The organism is Pseudoalteromonas aliena SW19, assembly GCF_014905615.1.
GTDB classification, from domain to species: Bacteria; Pseudomonadota; Gammaproteobacteria; order Enterobacterales; family Alteromonadaceae; genus Pseudoalteromonas; species Pseudoalteromonas aliena.
On the sequence record NZ_AQGU01000029.1, the window covers coordinates 440,127 to 456,198 of the forward strand.

Here is a 16,072-nt window from a genome sequence, read left to right on the forward strand (position 1 = left end):
TAAATAAAAATAATAAGAGTGTTTAGTTTAACATTTTTTTAGTTCTATATGCTCGAGGAGAACAACCAAACCAGCGTTTAACATTAACACTTAGCGTTGCTTGCTCCTGATACCCTAAAAGCTCAGATATAGTCGATATTGTAAATTGGTTTTGCGCTAAGTAGTGGTCAGCTAAAGCGCGGCGAGTGGCATCTTTAAGTTTTATAAAGCTCGTATTATGTTTGATAAGTTCTCGATGCAGAGTACGCGGGTGCATACCCAGTGCAGCTGAAATAGTTTGGTTACTGCATTGATAAATAGGAAGCATAGGCCTAATTAGTGCACTAACTTGGTTGGGCAATGGTTGGGTGTGTTCTTTGTTATTTGCCAAGAAGCTTAGCGCCGCTTTTACTTTATTTAGTTCAGGGTGGTCAAGCTCAAGAGTTAAATCACTTTTTGAGATTACAATACCAGCGCTGTTGCGATGCTCTATAATGTTACAACCAAAGTAAGTGTTATAGGCACGAGTATTAGTACTTAATTTTTTTGGTAAAAATATATTAATTGGTTTGCAGCGATTATTACTCAGCTTTTTAATAACAGCTAATGCTAAACCAATGGTGAGCTCAATTACTTGGCTTATGTGCGGTAATGGTTTTAAATTAATTTCGAATGATAAAAACACGCTTTTATCATTCTCTAATGGGTGTGAGTTTAAGCTAAGTGCAGGGCTGTGCAAGTGAAGGTATTTAATAACCCAAGTAAGTGCATCCCCTAAATTAGTACTGCTTTTGGCTGCTATTGCAACATGCCCTAAAATATCAAAATTTTGTCTACTTGCGAGCTTAAGGCCAAAACTAGAGCAATTGAACTTAAAAGCACAGTATTCTAATAGCCCAGCGTAATCTCGATAAGGTAAATATTGGTTATCGAGATTTTTAAAGTCAACGTTATTAATATTACAGTTTTGCATTATTTCATGCGGATCGCCGCCAAATTCGCTAATTAGCGTATCTATACCTTGTAATGACGTGGCTCTGATTAGGCTGCTCATGGTTAACCTCAAATAAATGATGTCTAAAAATATCAAGTTTTGTTGAGTTTTTCTATGCACTATTACTGTTAAGGCCATTTAACACTTTTATTAAGGTACACCATGAACAATACAACATTTGATTACATTGTGATTGGCGCAGGTAGTGGCGGCTGCGTTATGGCATCGCGTTTGTCAGAGGATAAAAATGTAAGTGTATGCTTAATTGAAGCAGGCAAGAGCGATAACAGTGCGTTTGTACAAATGCCTGCAGGCATTGCGGCGAGCGTACCTTATGGTATTAATAGCTGGCATTACAATACCGTGCCGCAAAAAGCGCTTAATAATCGTTGTGGGTTTGTACCACGCGGCAAAGTACTGGGTGGCTCAAGCTCGACTAATGCGATGGTTTACATAAGAGGCAATAAATACGATTACGACCAATGGGCGGCTAATGGCAATACGGGTTGGGATTTTGAAAGTTTACTGCCTTATTTTATTAAAGCCGAAAATAATAAAGCGTTTGTGAATAATGATCTCCACGGCACTCAAGGTTTGCTACACGTACAAGAGCTAAGTAATCCAAGCGATGTAAACCTGTGCTTTTTAGGTGCTTGTGCTGAGCAGGGCGTTAATTTAAGCGACGATATAAATGGTAAAGAACAAAGTGGTGCACGTTTATCGCAAGTAACTCAGCATAATGGCGAACGTTGTAGTGCAGCAAAAGCGTATTTAACCCCGTATTTAAACCGCCCAAATTTAACGGTATTAACCAATAGCCACGTTAATAAAATAAATATAAAAAATAAGACCGCAAAAGGCGTGCAAATAGAGCGCAATAATCAAGTTATTGATCTGCTAGCAAAAAAAGAAGTAATACTGAGTGCTGGAGCGATTAATTCACCGCAAATATTAATGCTTTCAGGCATTGGTCCAAAGGAACATCTCAATGCGCATAGTATTAAAGTAGAACACGGACTTGACGGCGTGGGCGCTAATTTACAGGATCATCTAACGGTAGTGCCACTTTATAAATCAAAAACAAGTAAAGGCACCTTTGGTGTAAGCCCGCTTGGTATTGCTAGCATTTTTAAAGAATGTGTAAATTGGTTTACTAAACGAGAAGGGCGATTAACCAGCAATTTTGCTGAATCCCATGCGTTTATTAAATTATTTAAAGACTCGCCTGCACCCGATGTGCAACTAGAGTTTGTAATTGGGCTGGTGGACGATCATAGTCGTAAACTACACACTGGGCATGGTTACAGTACTCACAGTAGTATTATGCGTCCTAAAAGCCGAGGTACTATTACGTTAGCGGATAACAACCCGCGTAGTGCGCCACTTATAGACCCTAATTATTTAAGCCACCCAGATGATTTAACTGTAATGCTTGCGGGCCTTAAAAAAACACTCGCTATTATGCAAAGTAAAGCCTTTGATAACATACGCGGTAAAATGGTGTATCCGCTTGATATAAATAATGATGAGCAGCTGATTGAATTTATTCGTCAAACCGCAGATACCGAATATCACCCAGTGGGGACATGTAAAATGGGACAAGATCCAATGGCTGTAGTGGATACTAATTTGCGAGTTCATGGGATGAGTAATTTACGTGTAGTTGATGCGTCGATTATGCCTAGCATCATTACCGGCAACACAAATGCACCGGTAATTGCGATTGCTGAAAAAGCAGCTGATTTAATTAAGCGCGCAAATGTTTAATTAGGGCGTGTTCAAAGATCCTTAATTATAAAAATCGTTTAGCCATTGTTGCCAATCGCTTTCAAGGTGCAGCATTTGCTGATGCTTTTTAGCATTTATGTGCTTAGTTTCATCTTCATTTGCCATATAGGGGCCAACGCGACAAAGCGGGCAATGATTTGGTGTTAAGTACGCTGGTTTTTTAAGCTGTGCACTTAATTCATTGGTGTGAGTATTCATCGTTTTTGGGCTAAATACGTACGTTATACCGCTGGTATCTTTTACGTGTTTATCGCGGTCAACGTTCCGAATTTTATAGCCTTCAAAGCGACTAATATCAAAAGGCATTTGGCCTAAATATTCAGCGCTTAAACCGTTATTTAAACTGCCTTCTATATTCCATTCGCGATAGGGTTTTACATCTTTAGAGGTAATGTAGCACAGCATAGGACCATTTTTATCAAGCGCGTATTCATTAGCGTATTTAATAAATTGATGCAGTAAAGCGCGGTTAAGTACATTCATGCTGGTTTGGCGCGTGTTGTTTTCAAACGCTTCACGGCCAACAAACGCAGGTATGAGTGGAAACTGAAAAATGACTACATCAAAGCTATTTAAATAACCGTCTAAGCTTTGCCAGCACGCTGTATTTGTGACATCAAAACCATTAAGCACTTCAACGTTATGCGCTTTTAAATTATTGAGCGCATTATCGGGATACTTTTGTTCAATAGTGGTTGCATCATCGTAGGTAGAGGCGACTAATAAATATGGCTTTAGATGATTGTGTATAGCGCTTGAAAACGATAAATCTCCATCGCCAACGGTGAGTATTCGCCAATTAGGATTTAAATACATACTTATTTAGCGGCGCTATTTTTAGCTTGGCTGGTGTTATCGGTGCTTTTTTGAGAATGTGCTGCAAGTAAGCGATGAAACGCGAGTCTGGTTTTTAATCCTTCAATAGCGACTTGTTTAATTATAAGATTAAAAGTAATTAAAATGGCAAATGCAATATGAATAGGGCCGTGGGTAAATCCTGCATCTGTATCGTAAAGTGTTAAACCAAATAATAAAAATAAGACGACTAAAAATATTTCGAGTAATTGACTTGAATAAAAGCTCAAACGACCTTCGCTTTTATGATCTTTTTTTATGCGAATAGCGCAAAAAAAAGGGATCACTTTGATTTTAAATGCAGCGTTTTTCTCTACGTAGTTCTCGCCTAGTTCATCGAGTTGTTGGCGTAATTGGTCAATCATGGTGTGTCCTTAAATAGCAGTGCGCGGATATTACCTTATTACCGAACAATATTTAAGTTTACAGCTGTTATTTAACCTGAACTCTGGTTAATAGATTTGCTAACACATTGAATTATGGTGATATTTAAATTTATTTTCTCTAGCCAGAGATTTTCTGTGAGAACAAGGCGAATTTACGCGTCAATAGCGGGCCTATTGCAAGTAAATTCAACGCAGTTAGCGCTGAAAATAGCGGCTTGAGATAGATTTATTATCCAGAGCTCAGGTTACTTAGGATAAATACTCATACCGATAATAAGGATATGACAAACAAACACAACAGAGGTGAGTACTACACGCATTTTTTGATAATCTTTATGGTAGGTTTGCCATTGTGCAGTCGCTTTTTCAAAAAGTAGTACTAGCCAAAAACTTGCAGCTAACCAACCAAGCGCCCACTCAACAGGTAAAAATGCTAAAAATGGTACTGGTATAACAGGTAGTACAGCTTTTACTGCATCGCTGTAGCGTTGCTCACCTGCACGCCATAAGTTACCAGCCATAAATGCTAATATTGCAATGCTGTAAAAAGTAAAAAACTCTAAATTAATACTATTACTACCAAACACAAGAGGCCAACCTACACAGCCTAAAAATGGGATTAAGCCTAAGTAACCTAATTGAATGTGGTTGATAAATTTTTCCATAATAGTATGCCTTGTATTTATGTGATTAAAAGCGTGGGTATTGTAGCAGTATTGCGATTAGCTATCTTAATAATTCGCCAATATCTATAGTCCAAATAATGCTTACGATAAAAGAGATTATATAGTTCAATCTTAAAAATCGATTGGTTTAATCTAAACAATCAATTTTATTTAATTATCCATTGGCCGTATTGTACTAATCAAGCCAACGCAAGAGGCCATATATTACGGCTGCGTTGAGTAACTTTAATTCTACTTAAATATAAATGAGGAATACCATGAGCACTTCATTAATCAATACAAAATTACAACCATTCAATGCAACCGCTTACCACAACGGTGACTTTGTAGAATTGTCTGAAAAAGATGTTTTAGGTAAATGGTCAATCTTCTTCTTTTACCCAGCCGATTTTACATTTGTATGTCCTACTGAACTTGGCGATGTGGCAGATCATTACGCACAACTTCAAGAAATGGGCGTAGAGGTTTACTCAGTATCTACTGACACTCATTTTACTCATAAAGCATGGCACGATACGTCAGACACAATTGGTAAAATCACTTACCCAATGATTGGCGATCCAACAGGACGTATTACACGCAGCTTTGGCGTAATGATTGAAGAAGAAGGCTTAGCACTTCGCGGTACATTTGTAATGAACCCAGAAGGCGAAATTAAAATTATCGAAACTCACGATTTAGGTATTGGCCGTAGCGCTAAAGAACTTGTTCGTAAAGTACAAGCTGCACAATACATTGCAACTCACGACGGTGAAGTTTGCCCTGCATCTTGGCAGCCAGGTGAAGACACACTTGCACCTTCACTAGACCTAGTTGGTAAAATCTAAGTACCAGATTTTCCAATCAAGTAAGGGCAGGTAACTGCCCTTAAATTGACAAACATACGTTTGTTGATGCCTCATTTATCAATATACTTGTTTAAGCACATGCATTATTTGGCATGGGGGGCTTGCTGTTTAAATTTTTCTAAAAAGGTTAAGCCATGTTAGATAACAACATAAAAAATCAATTAAAAAGCCATTTTGAATCGCTTACTCAACCTGTTGAGCTGCTTATTGCCTTGGATGACAGCAAAAAATCAGCAGAGGTAGAAAGCTTAGCAAACGATTTAGCCTCACTGAGCGATAAATTCACGGTAACAAACAACCCAGATACAAGCGCGCGTCGTCCGTCAATGGTTGTACATTCACCAATTAAAAACACTCATATTACGTTTGCAGGCGTACCTATGGGGCACGAATTCACCAGTTTAGTGTTAGCGCTTTTACATACAGGCGGACATGCAAGTAAAGCTAAAAGCGAAGACATTGAGCAAATACAATCGCTTACTCAAGAGCTCAACTTTGAAGTATATATAAGTTTAAGTTGCCAAACGTGCCCGCAAGTAGTGCAAGCACTCAATACTATGGCAGCGACAAACAGCAATATTAAGGCGACCATGATTGATGGCGCGTTATTTCAAGGCGAAGTAGAAGAGCGAAATATTTTAGCTGTACCGGCTGTGTATTTAAATGGCGAACCATTTAGCCAAGGTGCGCTAAGCCTTACCGACATACTTAATAAAGTAGATAGCAAAGGGGCACAACGCCAAGCTGAGTCGCTAAGCAAAAAAGATAAATTTGATGTGCTTGTTATTGGTGGCGGGCCTGCGGGGGCATCGGCTGCGATTTACTCAGCACGAAAAGGGTTAAATACAGGCATTGTTGCCGACCGGTTTGGCGGGCAAGTGGCAGATACATTAGCAATAGAAAACTTTATTTCGATTAAGGCGACGGAAGGGCCAAAATTGGTTGCCCAGCTTGAAGAGCACGTTAAAGAATACGATGTAGATGTAATGCATAATCAGCGGGCAGCGGCACTTAGTTATAGCAATGGTTACGAAATTACACTAGAAAATGGCGCAGTACTTAAAGCTAAGTCGCTCGTACTTGCCACCGGCGCACGCTGGCGCGAAATGAACGTACCGGGTGAGCAAGAATATCGCGGCCACGGAGTGGCATATTGTCCACATTGCGATGGCCCTTTATTTAAAGGCAAATCCGTTGCTGTTATTGGCGGTGGTAACTCAGGCATAGAAGCGGCGATAGATTTAGCCAATATTGTGCATAGCGTTACGGTACTTGAATTTGCAGACACATTACGTGCTGATGAAGTACTCGTTCGTAAAGCTAAAAGCATGGCTAACATTACTATTATCAAAAGTGCACAAACAACCGAAGTGCTTGGTGACGGTAAAAAAGTAACAGGCTTAATGTACACAGATAGAGTGTCGGGAGAGAGCAAAGAGCTTGAACTTGCCGGTATATTTGTACAAATAGGCTTAATACCAAATACCGAGTGGTTAAAAGACAGCGACCTTGAGCTAAGCAAATTTGGTGAAATACTGATTGATGCTAAAGGTGCGACTTCGTTACCAGGCATTTATGGAGCGGGGGATGCGACCAATACTCCGTTTAAACAAATTATTATTGCAATGGGCAGTGGCGCAACGGCAAGCTTAGGCGCATTTGATTATTTAATTCGCCACAGCGATGAAACCGAACAAGATCAAAGCGCTGCTTAATATTATTTAATAAAAAATTTAATAGAAACATCTCTTGATATAACAGCGTCCACCCTTAGCTGTTTGTTCACCCAAGCCGCCCTTCTCCAAAGGCGGCTTTTTTATGCCTAAAAATTAACATGCGATTTAATCGCAGCCACCACCAGAATCACCACCGCCGCAATTGCTATCCGTATGAGACGTGCCACCGCCTACATAACTTGACGAGCCTCTAGTCGATTTAGCCTTTGTAACAAAAGTTGAGAGTAGTAAAATACTGATCCCCACAATGACAATAATTAATGGTGGCCATTGTTGAGTTGAAAAACCTTTGAATAGCACTATAGCTAATATAGCGAACAATACGGTTCTAAATATATTTTTCATTTTTGAATTCCCTATACAACTATATCTTTTATTAATGTTTGAATTTCAGCCGCTTAGCGGCCGAGGCAATAGCAATTTCTAGTGAGTGCATTTTAAATGGTTTTGAGATAAACATATCCATACCCACTTGCTTACATGCCAATTTATCTTGCGATGAAGTATTGGCCGTAAGAGCAACAATATAGGTTGAATCGGGCGTACAGATATTTTTTGAACGCAGTTGTTTTGTTGCCTCAAAGCCATCAAGTATAGGCATAATACAATCCATAAAAATAAGGTCGTAATGCTTTTGCTCGCATTTAAATATGGCGTCTTGCCCATCTACTGCAAAGTCTGGTTTTATATTAAATTTATTTAGTGAGGCATCAAGAACGAGTCTGTTTATGTCGTTGTCATCAACCACTAAAACAGCAAGCTCACACGCGTTAATATTTATTTTTGATAGTGGATTTAGCTCTACTTTTTGCTCTTTACCTAGTTCTATGGGTATATTTAGCGAAAAAGTAGTTCCTTGATTCACTTTACTACTGACCTTAATTTTCCCGCCCATGTACTCAACAAGTTCTTTAACTATTGCGAGGCCAAGCCCTGTGCCACCTTTACTATTTTTAGCATCAACTTCTTGAGTAAAAGGGGAGAACAAAGACTGAAGAAATTGGCTAGTCATGCCTCTTCCTGTATCAGTTACTTCAATGTTTAACGTTAGTTTATTATTGTTATTAAGAACTGATGTATGCAGTGTTACACAACCGTACTCAGTAAATTTTAACGCATTACTTAATAAGTTAGAGGTAATTTGGCTTAGTCGTGTGTTGTCGCAATATGCCCAGCAGTTATCAGAAATTTCATTTGTTACTTCTAGCTCTACATTACTGCTTTTAAATAAAGGCGTATACAAAGACACCAGATCAGTAAAGGTTGTTTTTAGTAAAACGTTAGTGGGTTCTAGCTTTAATTCACCATGATTTATTTTAGAAAAATCGAGGACTTCGTTGATTATACTCAAAAGTATATCGGCGCTACGTAGCGCTACTCTTATTTTTTCTGTTCTTTTTTCTTCGCTGTGCTCATCTATCAATGTAGTGAGCATGCCAGTAATACCATTCAGCGGTGTTCTGAGTTCGTGGCTTATTTTTGCAAAAAGCATGCTTCTATCATCTAGCAAGCGCTCCGCTTCGGCTTTTTTCTTTTTAAGCGCTTCTCTTAGTGTTACCGCTTCAGTGATGTCTTGAAATGTACCAAATAACCGCGTGCAGTGATCACCATTAAATTGTGCTTCTCCGAAGGTAGACACCCAAATTGTTTGTTTTTTTGCTGTTATAATTTCAAGTTCTAAATGCCACTTTTCACCATGGTGAACAGCATTTTCTACGGCCTTATTTATATTATCTCTGCTTGCACCTTCTTTATAAAAATCGATAGCAGAGTCCATTTCAGGGTTATAGTCTTCATCAACTTGATGAATTCGTTTAGTTTGCTGACTCCAATAAATTTTATTATTAGTGAGATCAACTTCCCAAGTGCCTATATTTGCTACGCTTTCTAATTTTAGCAAATCGTTACTGTTTTTTATTAACTGTTCTTTGGTTATAGCGCGTGCGAACTCTGCGCCTAACCATTGTGCAAATAGCTCTATGTAATCGTAGGCTTCATCTGTAAAAATAGGAGACTGGTTAAGTGAGGAGAAATTTACAGTGCCAAAAATATCGTCACCTATTTTGATAGGCGCACCAATATACGATTCGAGTTGAAAATTTGCATAACAAGGGTGATTAGCTATTACGCTTTGCGAGACGTTATGAAATGCAAGTGCGGAGCCCGCAACAAGAGTGTGTACGCAGTAGGTGCCTTCTAGATCAAATTGAGTGCCTATTTCTAGCGAGTTATCTGGCGTAATAGCATGTAACACGGTATAGCATTTACCCTCAACTTTACTAATGATAGCGACGTCAAGGTTAAACACATTAAGCCCGAATGCTAAAAGTTGATTAATTTTTTCGTCAAAGCTCAGACTTTGGTTAGACACTATGTCGTGAAATTGCCTAAGAAAATTCAAAAGAAAACACCCCGTAAGCTTTTGTTCAATTTATACAGTATAAAAGCCAATTAAAGGCATATTCATTAATTACTAAGTAAGTTTAGCAGTTTTTATCGATGATAACTAAAACTGATGTGTACACTTTAAATTTATAACCTTATGTTTTGTAGTATAATAGAGCATTAATATAACGCTGAGTGTAATATTAATTATATAATGCTCAGTGTTTTATATTTAGTAGGTTGAGTTTGGTGTGTACTCAGGATTTATATCGCCGCCTACTTCCTCTGGGTCAACATCGTTAATAAGCAGTGTTTCACGTACAGCTTCAATGTGATCAAGTACGCTTTGGTAGCGCTCGCCATATTCGTATTTTGTCACTTCAATCGCTTTAGGCATGTAAGTAAAAGCTATTTTAAGTGCGTGGAGTGCTTCTTCGTTTATCTTTTCGCTCATAATATTCTCTTATGTGTAGGCTATAGTTAACCTGAGTTCTGGATAATAAATCTATCTCAGCAGCTATTTTTAGCGCTAACTGCGTTGAATTTCCTTGCAATAGACCAGCTATTGACGCGTAAATTTGCCTTGTTTTCACCAAAAATTTCTAGCTAGAGAGAAACAGACTTAAATATCGTTATTATTTATAGTGTTTTTAAATCTCTTAACCAGAATTCAGGTTAGTTAATAAAATAACACCAAATACGATTCGGTAAAGACCAAAACTAACAAAAGTGAAATTTTCTAGAAAGCGTATGAATAGTTTAATAGTAAAATAGGCGACTATAAAAGACGTTAAAAAACCGACAGCAAGAGCAGTTAGGTCATCTAAGCTAAATAGTTGGTAATGTTTAAGTAAGTCGTACCCTGAGGCTGCTGCAAGTACAGGTAAACCAAGTAAAAATGAAAATTCAGCGCTGGCTTTTCGGTTTAAACCACACAACATGGCACCAACAATAGAACTTCCTGCACGACTAGTCCCCGGAATTAACGCAAATACTTGTGCTACGCCAATCCAAAGAGCTTGTTTATAAGTAACTTGGGTTAAATCTGTAGTTGCGCAGTGGGCCTCTTTATAATTGCGCTCTAATAGTAAAAAAATCACACCGCCTACAATAAACATAACCCCTACTATTGGTACGCTAAACAGTGTTTTTATTACATCACTAAATATAAAACCAATAATCCCCAGAGGAATAAATGCAATGGCAACTTTCACCCATAAATTGAAATGTTTAGGGCTGAACTTGTCTTTATAGTTGGCTAGTACCGCTAAAATGGCGGCAAGCTGGATAATTACTTCGAAGGCGAGGTTTGCGTCTGTTGGTTCAATGCCTAGCCACTTTGACGCTACAATTAAGTGTCCAGTTGATGATATGGGTAAAAATTCTGTTATACCTTCAATAATACCTAAAATAATCGCGTTAATTATATCCACGGTGTACTGCTTCCTGAAAAATTAAAAAGCCCGAGCTTGGCTTAACTGAAATGATGCATTACTGCGTACCTAAATTGCGAGGCGTAGCATAAGAGCTCTTAAGGAAAACCAACAGTGTTTTTAGACTTAATTTGTTTAATAAATTGCATTAAGCATCAAATGCACAATATAATAACAATTGTTATCATTTGCATACGCTGTTTAGTATATGCTTAAGTAAATTTAATGAGCAAACAATGAATAATAAAAAAACGTTTAACGCTACACGTCGGCGACACTTATTAGCCTGCGTGATGGCACTTATTACCGCCGTTATCATAATCCCTGGAATGACCACTTATTTACCCTTTGAGATGAGTGAGCAAATTTTGCTGCCTATTTTGTTGTTTCCAATCATTTGGACAGCGTTATTTATATATGCTTATTTGGCTGAAAAAGTATGGCAGCCTTTTATAGTGATGGGTTTATTGTGTGCTACACACGGATTATTTAGTTTTTGGGCGTTAACGCAGGGGCAAGGATGAAGTCGATTACTTTAAAAAAGCTATTTTTATTACATAGCTGGGTTGGGATAATAACCGCCGTATTATTATTTATTATTGCGTTTAGTGGTGCGTTGGCTGTGCTTTCTCGCCCAGAGTTAAAAATATGGGCAAACCCTGAATTACAATCTAGTCAACACGTTGCGAGTGTTCAAGTAAATCGCTTAGTCAATGAGTACCACAAAAAAGTGCCCAATGAATTCGGGGAAAATATCCATGTATTTATGCCAAGTGGCCATAATTTCTATCTGTTAACCCTTGTATTTGAATCGCACCACGGAGATGAGAATTACAGCGAGGAAGTTGCCAGAGTATTTCAGTTTCATCCCGATACACTTGCTTTGGTGAATACTTACTACGGCCCTAGCAAAGATTTTTATGCAAATAAAAAAACTGATGCCCCGAGCTATATTGGTGAGTTTCATGCTGATTTACATTTAGGTCGTCCTATTGGGTTAATTCTCACTGGCTTTTTAGGGTTAACGTTATTAGTGAGTGCGATAACAGGCTTATTTATTCATCGCAAATTGATAAAAGAGTTATTTACTTTCAGACGCGACAAAGGACTCAATATTGCGATTAGTGATGGCCATAAAGTAATGGGCATTTGGGGAAGTGTATTTAATATTGTGATTGGTTTTTCAGGGGCTTTTTTGGGACTGGCAACAGTTATTTTATTGCCCGCCGCCGCTTTTGTGAGTTTTGGTGGCGATCAAAATAAGCTGATAGAAACTTTTACAGCCATACCAGAAACAGTAATAAGCCATACTAAACAGCCGACACAGCTAGACACCATACTAGAAAATGCACGTAGCCGTTATCCAAAAGCCGTGATTATAGATGCAACAATAATGGCTAACAATGACGCTAACGCGCAGGTGTATTTACGTTTACTTGGTGGAGAAGCGGTGGCTTCTCAGTTACTGCACTATCGTGGAAATGGCGAATTTGTAAAATCGATGAGTAGTTTTGGTGATATATCAGGGATATCAATAAAAGTAATAGAACTTGTATTTCCAATGCACTTTGGTAATTTTGCAGGCATTTTTATCAAACTACTATGGGTGTTACTTGGTTTTTGTACTGCACTTTTACCAGTGTCTGGGATGATGATGTGGCTAGCAAAACGTACGCGAGGGAGTAATGCTAGTTTATCTGAGGTTGCTTACGCGCGTTGGAACCGCTTTATTATAGGAAGTTGCGGTGGTTTAGTGTTAGCAAGCTTTGTGCTTCTCCCGCTGCAGGTAATACTTAATCACAATGTTATTGGTGCTGCGCAAAATAGCTATTTTGGACCTGTATTCTTTAATACTTGGTTAGGTTGGCTATTAATAGGGTTATTGCCTGTAGATTATAAAACCTATTTTAAACAGACACTTTTACTCTGCGGGTTAGCATTGAGTGCTGTGCTGCCATTAAATATTTTATTGAGTCACAGTAATATTATTAATTTAAACAGTGGCTTAGTTGCTATTGTTGATGCTAGCTTTATGTTTGTGGGGGCCATGTGTATTGGCTACGCGTTGAAAATAAAAGCTTCTACAAATACATACATAGAGGCAAAAACTGCATGAATGAATTTTTGATATTTACGGCGATGACGAGTTTATTCGTTATGATGTTCTGCATTCGTAAAAGCACATTAACAATGTTGATTAAATTACCGTTGGTAATAGGCTTGTTTATATTCGCAACAAGCTGTTTGGTAGGCGTTTATGGTGTTATAGGCGGTATAATTTGTACTTTTGCCGGTGCAATGGTTGCAGGATTGCTAACTGCATTTATTGCTGGAAAAGCAATACAATTAACAAATTAAGCTACGAAATTAATGCAGTAAACACTATTCGGATATAAATTCGGATGCTTTATTTCGCCCTGTTTTCTTTGCGTTATATAGGGCGGAATCTGCATTACTAATAAGATCTTCTGGAAGTGTTTTTGTATTGGGAATTAAAGCATAAAACCCCATGCTAACAGTAAGGCGCTTAGCAATATTTGAATAGTGATGCTCAATATTTAAGGTCTCAATTTCTTTTTGAATAAGCGCAGTAAACGCTTTGCACTGTTTTGCATCAGTGGCGGGTAAAATAATAACAAACTCTTCACCACCGTAACGCGCAGCTAAATCGCCTTGACGATTACATAACTTATTAAGTGTGCTTGCAACTATTTTTAAAGCCTCGTCACCTTGTTGGTGTCCGTAGTTGTCGTTGTAATGTTTAAAAAAATCAATGTCGCATATGATTAGTGCTATGGGATGCTGATTGCGCACACAGCGCCTGATTTCATTTTTAAGTGCGCGGTCAAAACTGCGTCGATTGGCTATATTTGTTAACCCATCAGTATTTGCTAATTCATTTAGCTTTTTATTGGCCGTAATGAGTTGTCGCTGAGCTAATTCTAGCTTTTTTCTGTAGTCTATATTTTTAAATGCGTTAGTCAGTATTTCACCTACAAGCTTTAACCTTATTAAATCTAAATCGGTCCACTCCCGTAGTTCTTTTACGCTATCGCAGCCGATAAACCCAACAAGTTCTTTTTCATAACGAAGACCAATGCACAATACAGATTTTATTTCTTGTTGTTCAAATTCGATTTGTTCACTGAGTGCTGCTTTAGGAAGGGTCGATGTATCATTTACTCTGAATAAATAGGTGTCATTCATTAAGCTGAAAAAATACGGCAGTGCACTTTTAGGAACATCTTGTAATGTATCTTTGAAAGGTAAAATGCCTTCATTCACCCATTCATGCGTATTGCTCATTTTTGTATTGTTTTTATTGAATCTAAACAAGTAGCTTCTATCTGCATTTGCAACAGTACCAATGGCTTTCAGGGCATAGTCAATATGCTTATCGATATCGTCAATTTGTATATCAATTAAATCGGTTGATATGCTAGATATCACTTTATCAAAATTATACTCTTCATTTACGTTATTTTTAACTAGCTCAAATACGAGCATTGAAAGCGACTCATTAAAGTGTGCAAGCCTTACATTTAGTAAAAACGTATTACCTTGTTTTTCAATAAGTATTTGGTTACTTGTATGCGGCAGTAAGTAATCATTAAACAGTGATTTTATAGAGAAAATTATTTTGCTGAGAGGGTTTATTAAAGTGAGATGATTAAAATCATTTTCAGTTAATTGAGAATTTGTATTTAAATCAAATAATGTTTGTGTTTGTGTGTTCGCCTGGAAGGTTTGCGATTGCGTATCATGAAGTAAAACAGCAAATGGAAGATACTTTAATGTACTCCATATTTCTTGTGTTGAATGCAAATCCACTGATTCACTCCGCATTAATAAATGATACTGTTTTGTAAGGCATATTTTATACCTACTCTACTACTTTTAGTACATTATTATTCATTTTACTAATTTTTTAGTGCGTTTAAATTACCGACGTATTATAATTGATACTGTATATCATTACTCTTTTCTCACTAAGCCTGTCTATAGGCTTATTTGCATTCTAAGTATAGGTAATTCAAACAATTCATGACAGAGATCACTACACACGAAGCTTCCCGCCGCCGGTTATTAATTGCATTAGCAATTACATGCTCATTCATGGTCATTCAAGTTATTGGCGCATATTATGCAAATTCACTTGCAGTACTTGCAGATGCAGGGCATCTATTTGTCCATAATAGCTCGCTATTTATTGCGTTAATAGCCTCAAGTCTTGCTATTCACTTTGCTAAAACTTATAACGATGGCCATCAGCGAGCAGAATTATTTGGTGGGCTTATTAATGGCGTTTTATATTTAGCCATTAGCTTAGTTATCTTATATGAAGGAGGGGAGCGTTTTATTCATCATCATGAGGGCAATGAGCTTGCCATCAATAGCTTTTTGATGTCGTCTATTGCGGGTATTGGCTTTTTGTTTCACGGCGCGGCAGCGTGGGTTTTGTACAAAGGTCGTAAAGCCAGCATTAATATTTACGCTGTATTTTTGCATTCGTTTTTTGATTTAATTTCAACCGTATCGACTTTTATTGCTGGCGTGCTTATCTATTTTACTGGTTGGGATATTATTGATATTTTATCGAGTATGCTTATTGCATTCTTTGTTTTATTTACAGGCATTAAGGTCATTGTTCGTTGTATTCAAGGGTTACGTTTAAATAAAGAAAAACTTCCAAAAGTTGTTGATATTGAATACGAAATAACTCATATAGAACATGTGCATAGCGTACACAACGTAACCGTTACCCGTAAAGATAAAGAGGCCGTAGTGGGAGCCCATGTAGTACTTAAACAGCACTGTACTATCGAAAAGCATGATGAGGTCTGTCGTTTAAAAGTAGAACAACTATTGTCATTAAAATTTAATGTTAAAAGCAGCGTATTGCAAATAGAAAGTCATGCCGAGCATCAACACGGTTAGTAGTAAACAACACCAACTGGCATCAGTATTTGATGCCATTTAAC

General features: G+C 37.8%; 16 protein-coding genes. 7 read left to right on the plus strand and 9 right to left on the minus strand.

Features of this window, described 5'->3' with window-relative positions; translation table 11 throughout:
• Positions 1–22 precede the first annotated feature (22 nt).
• A complete protein-coding gene (locus PALI_RS18330) occupies positions 23–1,033 on the minus strand; it encodes an AraC family transcriptional regulator (protein ID WP_193156537.1) in 1,011 nt (336 codons plus the stop codon).
• 102 nt (positions 1,034–1,135) lie between these two features.
• Here PALI_RS18330 and PALI_RS18335 point away from each other — a divergent pair, with 102 nt between their 5' ends.
• Positions 1,136–2,740 carry a GMC family oxidoreductase gene (locus PALI_RS18335; protein WP_193156538.1) on the plus strand — a complete coding sequence of 535 codons (1,605 nt, stop codon included), beginning with the start codon at positions 1,136–1,138 and terminating at the stop codon, positions 2,738–2,740.
• A 21-nt stretch (positions 2,741–2,761) separates the two neighbouring features.
• Here the strand turns inward: PALI_RS18335 and PALI_RS18340 are convergent, their stop codons facing one another.
• The 3 genes from PALI_RS18340 to PALI_RS18350 form a co-directional block, all read right to left on the minus strand.
• Complete coding sequence (locus PALI_RS18340; RefSeq protein ID WP_193156539.1) at positions 2,762–3,577, minus strand: class I SAM-dependent methyltransferase; 816 nt, start codon at positions 3,575–3,577, stop codon at positions 2,762–2,764.
• 2 nt (positions 3,578–3,579) lie between these two features.
• Positions 3,580–3,981 carry a hypothetical protein gene (locus PALI_RS18345; protein ID WP_138586387.1) on the minus strand — a complete coding sequence of 134 codons (402 nt, stop codon included), beginning with the start codon at positions 3,979–3,981 and terminating at the stop codon, positions 3,580–3,582.
• Between the two features lie 266 nt (positions 3,982–4,247).
• Entirely contained in the window at positions 4,248–4,667 is a 420-nt protein-coding gene (locus PALI_RS18350; protein ID WP_077535659.1) for a DUF3429 domain-containing protein, read from the minus strand.
• A 278-nt stretch (positions 4,668–4,945) separates the two neighbouring features.
• On the opposite strand from PALI_RS18350, the gene ahpC reads away from it, so the two are divergent.
• A complete protein-coding gene (gene ahpC / locus PALI_RS18355; protein ID WP_008134426.1) occupies positions 4,946–5,515 on the plus strand; it encodes an alkyl hydroperoxide reductase subunit C in 570 nt (189 codons plus the stop codon).
• Positions 5,516–5,670: 155 nt separating this feature from the next.
• The gene (ahpF, locus tag PALI_RS18360) at positions 5,671–7,251 is read left to right on the plus strand and encodes an alkyl hydroperoxide reductase subunit F (protein ID WP_193156540.1); all 1,581 of its coding nucleotides are present in this window, start codon (positions 5,671–5,673) and stop codon (positions 7,249–7,251) included.
• Positions 7,252–7,377: 126 nt separating this feature from the next.
• On the opposite strand, the gene PALI_RS18365 is transcribed toward ahpF, so the two are convergent.
• From PALI_RS18365 to PALI_RS18380, 4 genes are all read right to left on the minus strand, one after another.
• Positions 7,378–7,617: a hypothetical protein gene (locus PALI_RS18365; RefSeq protein ID WP_077535661.1), complete on the minus strand. Its 240-nt coding sequence runs from the start codon at positions 7,615–7,617 to the stop codon at positions 7,378–7,380.
• A 31-nt stretch (positions 7,618–7,648) separates the two neighbouring features.
• Positions 7,649–9,673, minus strand: a complete 2,025-nt coding sequence (locus tag PALI_RS18370; RefSeq protein ID WP_193156541.1) for a hybrid sensor histidine kinase/response regulator — start codon at positions 9,671–9,673, stop codon at positions 7,649–7,651.
• 216 nt (positions 9,674–9,889) lie between these two features.
• Complete coding sequence (locus tag PALI_RS18375) at positions 9,890–10,111, minus strand: hypothetical protein (RefSeq protein WP_007375621.1); 222 nt, start codon at positions 10,109–10,111, stop codon at positions 9,890–9,892.
• 205 nt (positions 10,112–10,316) lie between these two features.
• Entirely contained in the window at positions 10,317–11,090 is a 774-nt protein-coding gene (locus tag PALI_RS18380) for an undecaprenyl-diphosphate phosphatase (RefSeq protein ID WP_193156542.1), read from the minus strand.
• A gap of 236 nt (positions 11,091–11,326) precedes the next feature.
• Here PALI_RS18380 and PALI_RS18385 point away from each other — a divergent pair, with 236 nt between their 5' ends.
• From PALI_RS18385 to PALI_RS18395, 3 genes are read left to right on the plus strand one after another with little or no spacing between them, the layout of a single operon-like run.
• Positions 11,327–11,614 (plus strand): hypothetical protein, encoded by a 288-nt coding sequence (locus tag PALI_RS18385; protein WP_193156543.1) that lies wholly within the window; start codon positions 11,327–11,329, stop codon positions 11,612–11,614.
• The gene (locus PALI_RS18390; RefSeq protein ID WP_193156544.1) at positions 11,611–13,206 is read left to right on the plus strand and encodes a PepSY-associated TM helix domain-containing protein; all 1,596 of its coding nucleotides are present in this window, start codon (positions 11,611–11,613) and stop codon (positions 13,204–13,206) included. Before PALI_RS18385 ends, PALI_RS18390 begins: the two co-directional genes overlap by 4 nt.
• Positions 13,203–13,448, plus strand: a complete 246-nt coding sequence (locus PALI_RS18395; protein WP_193156545.1) for a hypothetical protein — start codon at positions 13,203–13,205, stop codon at positions 13,446–13,448. The genes PALI_RS18390 and PALI_RS18395 overlap by 4 nt, the downstream gene beginning before the upstream one ends.
• Positions 13,449–13,472: 24 nt before the next feature.
• Here PALI_RS18395 and PALI_RS18400 read toward each other — a convergent pair whose 3' ends face one another.
• On the minus strand, positions 13,473–14,921 hold the full coding sequence (locus PALI_RS18400) for a diguanylate cyclase domain-containing protein (protein ID WP_226894565.1): 1,449 nt from the start codon (positions 14,919–14,921) through the stop codon (positions 13,473–13,475).
• A 213-nt stretch (positions 14,922–15,134) separates the two neighbouring features.
• Here PALI_RS18400 and PALI_RS18405 point away from each other — a divergent pair, with 213 nt between their 5' ends.
• A complete protein-coding gene (locus PALI_RS18405) occupies positions 15,135–16,028 on the plus strand; it encodes a cation diffusion facilitator family transporter (RefSeq protein WP_193156547.1) in 894 nt (297 codons plus the stop codon).
• The last annotated feature ends 44 nt before the right edge of the window (positions 16,029–16,072 follow it).

Coding starts and splice junctions, on each gene's coding strand:
- PALI_RS18365 (WP_077535661.1), bottom strand. CDS start 7,617: ATGAAAAATATATTTAGAACCGTATTGTTCGCTATATTAGCTATAGTG.
- PALI_RS18340 (WP_193156539.1), bottom strand. CDS start 3,577: ATGTATTTAAATCCTAATTGGCGAATACTCACCGTTGGCGATGGAGAT.
- PALI_RS18395 (WP_193156545.1), top strand. CDS start 13,203: ATGAATGAATTTTTGATATTTACGGCGATGACGAGTTTATTCGTTATG.
- ahpC (WP_008134426.1), top strand. CDS start 4,946: ATGAGCACTTCATTAATCAATACAAAATTACAACCATTCAATGCAACC.
- PALI_RS18375 (WP_007375621.1), bottom strand. CDS start 10,111: ATGAGCGAAAAGATAAACGAAGAAGCACTCCACGCACTTAAAATAGCT.
- PALI_RS18385 (WP_193156543.1), top strand. CDS start 11,327: ATGAATAATAAAAAAACGTTTAACGCTACACGTCGGCGACACTTATTA.
- PALI_RS18335 (WP_193156538.1), top strand. CDS start 1,136: ATGAACAATACAACATTTGATTACATTGTGATTGGCGCAGGTAGTGGC.
- PALI_RS18350 (WP_077535659.1), bottom strand. CDS start 4,667: ATGGAAAAATTTATCAACCACATTCAATTAGGTTACTTAGGCTTAATC.
- PALI_RS18330 (WP_193156537.1), bottom strand. CDS start 1,033: ATGAGCAGCCTAATCAGAGCCACGTCATTACAAGGTATAGATACGCTA.
- PALI_RS18405 (WP_193156547.1), top strand. CDS start 15,135: ATGACAGAGATCACTACACACGAAGCTTCCCGCCGCCGGTTATTAATT.
- PALI_RS18345 (WP_138586387.1), bottom strand. CDS start 3,981: ATGATTGACCAATTACGCCAACAACTCGATGAACTAGGCGAGAACTAC.
- PALI_RS18390 (WP_193156544.1), top strand. CDS start 11,611: ATGAAGTCGATTACTTTAAAAAAGCTATTTTTATTACATAGCTGGGTT.
- ahpF (WP_193156540.1), top strand. CDS start 5,671: ATGTTAGATAACAACATAAAAAATCAATTAAAAAGCCATTTTGAATCG.